8 protein-coding genes are annotated in these 8887 nt (G+C 40.6%); 1 reads left to right on the top strand and 7 read right to left on the bottom strand.

All coding sequences use genetic code 11. From position 1 onward, the window contains the following. On the bottom strand, positions 1-1681 hold a 1681-nt coding region (locus MW695_RS20690), incomplete at its 3' end, for an InlB B-repeat-containing protein (RefSeq protein WP_247107388.1). 237 nt (positions 1682-1918) lie between these two features. Here MW695_RS20690 and MW695_RS20685 point away from each other — a divergent pair. After that, the gene (locus MW695_RS20685; protein ID WP_247107387.1) at positions 1919-2668 is read left to right on the top strand and encodes a DNA alkylation repair protein; all 750 of its coding nucleotides are present in this window, start codon (positions 1919-1921) and stop codon (positions 2666-2668) included. Positions 2669-2772: 104 nt separating this feature from the next. Here the strand turns inward: MW695_RS20685 and MW695_RS20680 are convergent, their stop codons facing one another. The 6 genes from MW695_RS20680 to MW695_RS20655 all read right to left on the bottom strand — a co-directional run bounded on the left by MW695_RS20680 (position 2773) and on the right by MW695_RS20655 (position 8777). Further along, positions 2773-3630, bottom strand: a complete 858-nt coding sequence (locus MW695_RS20680; protein WP_247107386.1) for a hypothetical protein — start codon at positions 3628-3630, stop codon at positions 2773-2775. Next, positions 3630-6062 carry a heavy metal translocating P-type ATPase gene (locus tag MW695_RS20675; RefSeq protein ID WP_247107385.1) on the bottom strand — a complete coding sequence of 811 codons (2433 nt, stop codon included), beginning with the start codon at positions 6060-6062 and terminating at the stop codon, positions 3630-3632. Before MW695_RS20675 ends, MW695_RS20680 begins: the two co-directional genes overlap by 1 nt. Positions 6063-6127: 65 nt before the next feature. Then, positions 6128-6355, bottom strand: a complete 228-nt coding sequence (gene copZ / locus MW695_RS20670; protein WP_247107384.1) for a copper chaperone CopZ — start codon at positions 6353-6355, stop codon at positions 6128-6130. 258 nt (positions 6356-6613) lie between these two features. Further along, on the bottom strand, positions 6614-6898 hold the full coding sequence (locus MW695_RS20665; RefSeq protein WP_247107383.1) for a metal-sensitive transcriptional regulator: 285 nt from the start codon (positions 6896-6898) through the stop codon (positions 6614-6616). Positions 6899-7082: 184 nt separating this feature from the next. Next, entirely contained in the window at positions 7083-7262 is a 180-nt protein-coding gene (locus MW695_RS20660) for a sensor histidine kinase (protein WP_308446107.1), read from the bottom strand. Between the two features lie 87 nt (positions 7263-7349). Continuing rightward, the gene (locus MW695_RS20655; protein ID WP_247107382.1) at positions 7350-8777 is read right to left on the bottom strand and encodes a serine hydrolase domain-containing protein; all 1428 of its coding nucleotides are present in this window, start codon (positions 8775-8777) and stop codon (positions 7350-7352) included. Positions 8778-8887 lie beyond the last annotated feature (110 nt).

The following is an 8887-nucleotide window of genomic DNA, read 5'->3' as shown; positions in this document are numbered from 1 at the left end:
TCCAGCCGACAAACGTATAGCCCGTTCGACTCAGCGTATGAGAATCCGCTATCTCCACTTCACTTCCATACACAATCTCTTCCGGTTCTGGTGCACTTCCACTTTCCTCACCGTTCCCTTCATAACGTAACTCGTAATGATTAATCAACCACTGCGCATATAGTGTTACATCTTCTATCCCGAGGCTAAATGTATCGCCCTCTCGATACGATTCACCGCTTCCATCCGCTTCGGTATTCCAGTCGTCAAACGTATAGCCGCTCTTCGTCAAACCACCTGCCCCTTGTACGGTTACGTCTTTGTATTTAGGATACGGATATACTTGAGTATCTGTTGACCAGCCATCTTCTGCACCATTGGCAGCATACGTCAAATCTACCGTTGTAAGAAGATGCGGATACCCATTATTCCCTGTCGAATCGATCTTCCAAATCAAATCAAAATCCCACGGCTCATCAAGTCCTTCTACATCGACATCTGTATAAGTCACAACATCTTGCAATTCACTCGTTGATTTAAATGTGCCGTAACCGTTATCAACCTCTCCATCGGAATAAAAGCTGTTTTCAACCTTTACATTATTACGAAAATCAAAACCGATTACACCACCAACATTTTCGCTTCCCATCACATGACCGATTGAATACCCTTTGTTTATTTTTCCACTTGACATTTCTCCAACAATTCCACCAACACTTTTGCTTCCTTCAACATTACCGATCGTATATACATTTTCAATAATACTACTATTTATATCTCGCCCTACTAAACCACCGACTTCGCTTTCACCTTGAACGAAAGTATTAGTATGTGAATATTGAATAACCGCTCTACCACTAAAAGAATCATTTAAGCCTACCAGTCCACCTACACCAGTATTTGAGGATATCACTTCCCCTGAGGCTTGAGCAAATTGAATGGTACCGGCATTATTCCGGCCAACGATACCACCTATATGTCCACCATCATTCTGGAGTGAACCTTCATAAGTAACATGCTGTATCAATCCAGCATTCCTACCGACCACACCACCAACAATTCGATATCCGCTACTTATAACCCCCTCTTTTATCGTAACAAATTGCACAGTCCCACTATTGCCCCCTACAATACCGCCTATATAGAGTACATGAGTACTATTATCCGTCGCAGTATCTCTAGTCACTCGGAGACCATCCACGGTCACATGTTGAATAAGTCCATTGCTATGTCTAGCAATACTCCCCGTCGCTGTATATTCTGTCACAATGTCTACATCAGAAAGGACAAGATTTTCAACGACCCCTTCTTCCCCAATTTCTTCAAACAACCCAGCTCCATTACCGTTAATCTTTAGCCCACTTATTTCAAAACCAACACCATTGAACGTGCCAGTGAATGATCCTGATCCCCTACCAATTGGCAGCCATCCAGCTTCCTCCCATTGCTCATACCCCGTTCCACCAGGTGATAAATAAGTGCTTAAATCAATATTATCTCCCAAATCAAAATGTCCGTCCAAATGAAAGCGGACGTTATTAAGCTGTTCGGCTGTTTCGATTATATATGGATCATCCACCTCTCCGCTTCCTGAGGCAAATTCGAGTTCATTCGCTAAGCCATTGTACGCAATTATATAAAATGAAGTAAAAATAAATATAATAACCAAAATAAGTAAGCCTATCTTAACTCGATTCCCCAACACACAAATCTCCTCCCTATAAAAAAATGATTGATCCTTCCCTGCCTGTTGTTCAGTAATCGACACCTTCTTGTACATAGACTATCACTTCAAACTAAAGAGAAATTAAATGAAGTTTAAAATTCAATTAAAATAGTCGATTTATAATAGCCTGCTAGTTATGTAATAATATAAAATACAACGACAGTTTCTGAGCAACTCAGTGCTCGGTGGCTGTGCCATAGGGAGGTGAAAGAAGTGAAGAGAGATGATATCATCAACAGCTTAAAAGAGAAAAGTTCGATTAAGTACCAACAAAATGTAGTTAGAATGGGGATACCCGAGCACAATAGCATTGGGGTATCAACTGGGGAAGTGAGAAAGCTGGCAAAAAAAATAAACAAACTGGTGACTGCCCATGAGGCACATAAATTAGGACTTTCCTTGTGGCAGAGTGGGTATCATGAGGGAAAGCTTCTTGCCGTCTTATTGGTCGATCCCTTTGAGACGAATGAAGCAGACATCGAACGGTTCATGCAGGGAATCCACTCCTGGGATTTGTGCGACCATGTTTGTAAAAACCTAATCGTCCTTCAACCGAAGTTTCGAGAATATATCCACAAATGGTGTGACGGTACGAAAACGTATTACAAACGTGCTGCTTTTTGCCTCATGGCTGCTTCTTGTGTGCCCTCTAGCAAAATTCAGCTGACACGTGAAGATATCGATGACTACTTACACATCATTCGTAAACATGCAGACGATGAACGCACTCATGTTAAAAAAGCAGTTAGCTGGGCCTTGAGAGAAATAGGAAAGAAGCACGCCGACCTTTTGGAACGAGCTCTCACCCTTGCTTATGAGCTCCATAACAGCGCATCCAAACATGAACGATGGATCGGCCGGCATGCCTTAAAGGAACTAGAAAACCTTGTAACGGTCAATGAGCGTGAGAGGCTTATTTCATCACAGACTAAAATGGGTAAATCAGCGGGAAAACCATTATAGATGTATTTTACCCACTTACCTTATCGAGATGCTCAAAGTGGGGGCCTTTACTGTTGTCTTAAACTATAAACCTCTCTTGGTACTCAAGGTCCTTCGCATTCAAATTATTCGACTTCTAGCACAAAAGGAAACGCCATGACGCCTTCATCATTGTATTTAAATTCAGCCCATAGCTTATAAACTCCCTCGTGTGGAAAGTAAGCTTCAAATTCGGTTGAATCATCTGACTTAGGATGCACGTGGATAAAATGATCGACACGCTCATCAATGATAACTACATGGCCAAGTGCTCCTAAATATGGCTCAGGCGTTTCACCCTTTAAGTCAAATGCTAATTCAACGGATTCACCAGCATTGAGATCAGTTGTGACGAGCTCTACTTCTTTACCACTTTTACTTTTAACTAAGTCACTATCTGGCTGAAGGTTCATTTCTCCACTTTCGCCATGATGCTCGCCAATCATCACTTCTTGTGGCTCGACCACATAACTTTTACCTACTGGGTGAATATCTACAAACGCATAGTAGTGACCATCAGGGAGATCTGTTTCTTTCTCAAACGTGCCACTCTCTACTTCTTCTGGGTGAAAATGATGGAACTCCTCCAAATCACCACTCACTAGAATGAGGTGCATGAGCTTTTCATGTGTTTCAATTAGCTCGGGAACATCGCCCTCTTCATCTTCAAAATGGATGATCAGTTTTTGATTAGCCTGATGAATATGAATTTCTACTTGAGATTGAGATTCTCCGAAGTGACTGTGAGAATCATGTTGGTGTTCATGGTGATCCATACTTGCATTCTCATTGTGATCTTCAAACGTTTCATGTGACTCCTCGCTGTGATCACTATGCATATTACCACTTTCCAATGGATTTGCTCCAGTCACCAAACTGTAGCCTCCAATAACAAGAATCAAATAGATCACACCTGAAAGCAACCACCACTTTTTGTTACTCATTAGGCCGCCTCCTTCTTAACGAGCTTCACCTTCTGTAGTCGTAAGGCGTTTAATACAACTGATACGGAACTAAAAGCCATTGCAGCACCTGCAACCCATGGAGCGAGCAAACCAACTGCGGCAATTGGGATTGCAGAAGTATTGTAGATGAAGGCGAAGAAGAGGTTTTGCTTAATATTCCTCATCGTCTTACGGCTCATCATAATCGCATCAGCGACACTGTTTAAATCCCCGCGCATAAGGGTGATGTCTGCAGCTTCGATGGCAACATCCGTACCTGTTCCAATCGCCATTCCAATATCGGCCATCGCCAATGCTGGTGCATCATTGATTCCATCGCCAACCATGGCGACCTTCTTTCCTTCTTTCTGCAATTTTTCAATTTCATCACTTTTTTGCTCAGGTATGACTTCAGCAATAACGTGTTTAATTCCAACCTGCTTCGCGATCGCCTGTGCTGTCCGTTCATTATCACCTGTTAACATAATGACTTCCAAACCAAGGTCTGTCATTCGTTTTACAGCGTCTTTCGACGTTTCTTTGACGGTATCTGCCACGGCGATAACCCCAGAAAGACGGTGATCAACAGCAATTAACATTGCTGTTTTCCCTTGACCTTCTAAAGACTCCATTTGTGCAACAACGTTTTCTTCCAAAGCGATGTCGTTTTCTCTCATAAGATTCCGAGTTCCCACATAAATCGTCTTCTGATCCACTGTTGCTTTAATACCGAATCCTGGTATAGCCTCAAAGTCAGAGGGGTTTCCTAATCTGATTTTCTTTGCTTTTACTCCTTTTACGATCGCTTGTGCCAAAGGATGTTCTGAGTTACGTTCTGCTGATCCAACATAATAAAGCACGTCATCATTAGAAAAACCATTCGCAACCATTAAATCAGTTAGCTCCGGCTCACCTTTTGTTACCGTACCTGTTTTATCTAACACGACGGTTTGAATCAATTGTGTGTTTTCTAGATGTTCACCACCCTTAAACAAGAGCCCCATTTCTGCGGATCGACCTGACCCAGCCATAATCGATGTCGGAGTAGCGAGTCCTAGTGCACAAGGGCATGCAATAACTAAAATAGAGATCATCGGGATTAACGCAGAGCGTAAATCTCCAGGCGTAACGACGAAATACCAAATTAAGAACGTAGCAATCGCAACAACTACAACAATCGGGACAAAAATACCTGATACTTTATCAACCATACGCTGAATATCTGCCTTTGAGCTCTGTGCCTCTTGAACTACTTTGACAATTTGTGATAAAGCCGTATCTGTTCCGACCTTAGTTGCCCTTACTTTAATAGAGCCATTCTTATTGATTGTAGCTCCGATCACTTGATCTCCAATCGACTTGTCAATCGGAATACTTTCCCCTGTAATCATCGACTCATCTATAGCTGATCGACCTTCCATGATCTCACCATCGACAGGTACTTTCTCACCTGGTTTAATGATTAAAAGGTCGCCAGTCATCACTTCTTCTATTGGAACCTCGACTTCTTCCCCGTCTCGAATCAAACATGCTGTTTTAGCCTGTAAACCTAGCAGCTTCTGTATGGCCTGGCTCGTTTTCCCTTTTGCACGAACTTCAAATAGCTTACCAAGAACAATGAGGGTAATAATGACCGCGGCAGCCTCGAAATACAATTCAGGCATTCCTTGGCTTCCTGTACTCATCCACTCCCATCCTAAATAGATGCTGTAGAAGTAGGCAGCACTCGTCCCTAAAGCAACGAGCACATCCATATTAGCACTCTTATTCTTTAACGCATGATACGAACCACGATAAAATTGAGCTCCTACTACAAACTGAACCGGGGTAGCTAACGCCAGTTGAACCCATGGATTCATAAACATATCAGGCATATAAAGAAAAGACGTCATTTCAAAATGCGTCACCATTGTCCATAAAAGAGGAAAAGTGAGAACTACGGAAAGCAAAAACTTTCCATACTGTTTTTCAATTTCTTTTTCTTTATGATCAATCTTTTCCTCTTGTTCTTGTTTAGGAATCAAGCGGTAACCTAGTTTTTTGATGACATCTACCATCTCTGATGCTCTCACTTTTTCTGAATCATATTCCACAGAAATGGTTTCTAAAGCAAAATTGACATTCGCTTTAGAAACACCTTCCATTTTGTTGATTCGCTTTTCAATCCTTGTTGCGCATGCAGCACACGTCATACCAGAAATATCAAATTCGTCTTTTTCATGTAGAACGTGATAACCAAGCTTCTCAATTTTATTTTCAAAATCCTTTGGATTTGTATATTGGGGGTCATATATGACTTTGGTAGTCTCAATGGCGAAGTTGACATTCGCTTCTTGAACACCCTCCATTTTAGACAATCCTTTTTCTATCTTGTTAGCGCATGCGGCACATGTCATACCTGATACCTTCATTGAGACTTCTTTTTGCTCCATTTCCACCACTCCCGATTAATCATATACAGTACAGGGGTATACTCGACGTAATGTCAAGGATTCTTTTAGGAAGTCGCGTTTTCGATACCTTCTACATCGTATCCTTGTTCTTCAATGACTTCTTTAATGGTATCAAGCGTGACCTTATCTATGTCATATTGAACGTCTACTCTTGCACTTTGTAAATGTACGTTGACTTTGCTCACGCCTTCAAGTCCTCCAACGCTTTCTTCTATAGAACTTACACAATGTCCGCAAGACATCCCTTTAACCATTAATGTTTTTTGTTCCATGAATAATTCCTCCTTATTGTTATATTACGATCTAATACCATTATACAATACCCCGGTATAGTATTCAACCTTTCTGCTTATTTTTTAAAGCGCTATGAATGTGCTTCACCATTAGACTTTGTCTATCCTATCATGATGATGTTAAACCTTTTGTATACTAGCAAAAACAAAAAAGGGATAGAACTGTAAACTACAACGGAGAATAGATCCTGTCATATATACCCTCAGAAAAAAGATCACACTCCTGTGATCTTAAAATTATTTTATCATTTTTTTCATGACCGTCATAAGCTCGTCAATCGCTTCTTCACCTTTATTATTTTTAATTGCATTAGCAACACAATGATGAGTATGGTCTTCCATAAGTGCAAGCGACACTTTGTTCATTGCGGATTGGACGGCTGCAATTTGATTTAAAATATCTACACAATAGCGATCGTTCTCAACCATGTTGTGGATCCCCCTCACTTGCCCTTCCACTCTTTTCAAACGATTAAGTAGCTGTTGTTTGTTCGGTTGGATTGTACTTTTGGAACTATCCATTTTATCGACACTCCTTTTTCATATACCCTATATGAGTATATTATCACAAAATAAAAAATTAGACTTCATGTACCTAAATCATGATGGCACTGGAAAAGTGTGGATTTACATTTTTTTAGTGCCTTTTTAATCAGCCTTTCTTTTTCATCGCAAGGACATTCTTATTGTCACCAACCCCTTTTTCTTATTCGTGAGACGATTCATATCTTATTTTCACAATGGTTCCTTGATTAACTCGACTTGAGAGTTCAACTTCTGCCCCGTGGGCTTTAATAATGTCACGAGCAATCGCCATCCCAAGTCCTGATCCTTTACTATTTTCCGTATTTGTTCCACGGTAATAACGATCAAATATATGCTCTATATCACCTGATGCAAAGAAACGTCTGTATCTCGTAATAATTCTGCATAACCTTGGATCGATGCAAGATATCTTGGGAGCGAGGTATTTTTATCGGTGAGTGTATACAAACCATGTAATGCTTGCTGTTAATAATGCTGACGAAATCAAAGCTGTAAGAACACTATATGTTTGCCAAATAAGTATCGTTGACCAATCGAAAGTAAAGCACAGTATCCCCAGGGCAATCGTAGCGATCAGGAAAATAACTGTTACGATTATTCTCTTTTTTGTCATTGGCTGCCGCTCATTCGTTTTCCTTCTGCGTAATCCTAAAAGAAATAGCAGGACGGCCAATAGGCAAAGAATAATTGTGATAGACGACAAAATGATATCCAAAAGCTGTGTGCCGCTTATTTCATATGACTGAGTTAGATTGCCGTCTAATATATCTTTAACTTTTAGTACCAGGTTTGTATTGGTATTTGCGCCGTTGCTCAGCAAGCTGATGGCTGTTCGTTCATTTAGCAGTATGGCTACTTCGGTTCTGAAATTTGGATTGCCCCCAGTGTGTTCTATAATCGTTTGGTCGGCGTTTACCAACCAGCCTGCCGCATAATACATATCGTTGACAGCAGAAACAGACATATCACCCCTATGTGATTTTTCGATAACCGTGTGAAATATTTCGGGTATGTCATGCACCATACCCATCTGTATGCCCATCCAACGCGCCATATCTTTAGTATTAGAAATGATGTAGCCTGCGGGTTTATTCCCAGCATAATCCGGAGCATTAAATGGAGTTGTCATAAAAAAGGAAGAACGGTAGCCCTGTGCCAACTGTCCAGTGGCTTCGGCATCTTCTTTATAAACATACGTCTGGTGAAGACCTAACGGCTGAAATACCTGTTCCCTCATAAAGTCTTCATAGCTTTGTCGCGACACAATCTCAATAACTAAACCCAATACGTCATAATTAACGGTTCCATAGTTATACTGTTCACCGGGAGGGAACGCCAATTCAGCATCTACGAGCGTTTCCACAGTCTTTTGCAACATATCCGGCGTATTGCCTTGTGGAATATTTTGACTATGCCTAAAATTTGTTAGACCACTGGTATGGTGAAGAAAGTTATTTATTGTAAGGCTTTGCATATCAACAGGTTTCCCTTGATACTTTAACGTAAACCAAGGTAAATATTTTTGGACAGGGTCAGTCATTGAGAGCAACCCTTGCTCTTCCAACAGCATAATACCCATTCCGGTAAAAGCTTTACTGACCGAGGCTAACTCATAGAGTGTATTTTCACTTGCAGACAACCCCTTTTCACGGTCTGCATACCCTGAAGAAAAGTAGAACACTTCATCATCAGCAAGTATTGAGATTGACATTCCTGGCACACCCGATATACGACAGGCATCATCTAGCAACGCTTGTATTGCCGCAGATTTCGAATCTGATAACGCATAACTTTGTGTTGCGAATCCTGAGAATAATATAAATATCATTAATACAAAAACAATAATCTTTTTCATAAACTCTCCTTTTTGAAAAATTATAAGAGAATCATATAAATAATCTACTTTTACAACTACTAAACTAAATATTAATTTATCTTTCTATTCACCTATATAATATCAAATAA

This window comes from Halalkalibacter sp. APA_J-10(15) (assembly GCF_023017105.1).
Lineage (GTDB): Bacteria > Bacillota > Bacilli > Bacillales > Bacillaceae_D > Halalkalibacter.
Note: the sequence above shows the minus strand (reverse complement) of the source record. Positions and strands in the feature narration are given on the sequence as shown.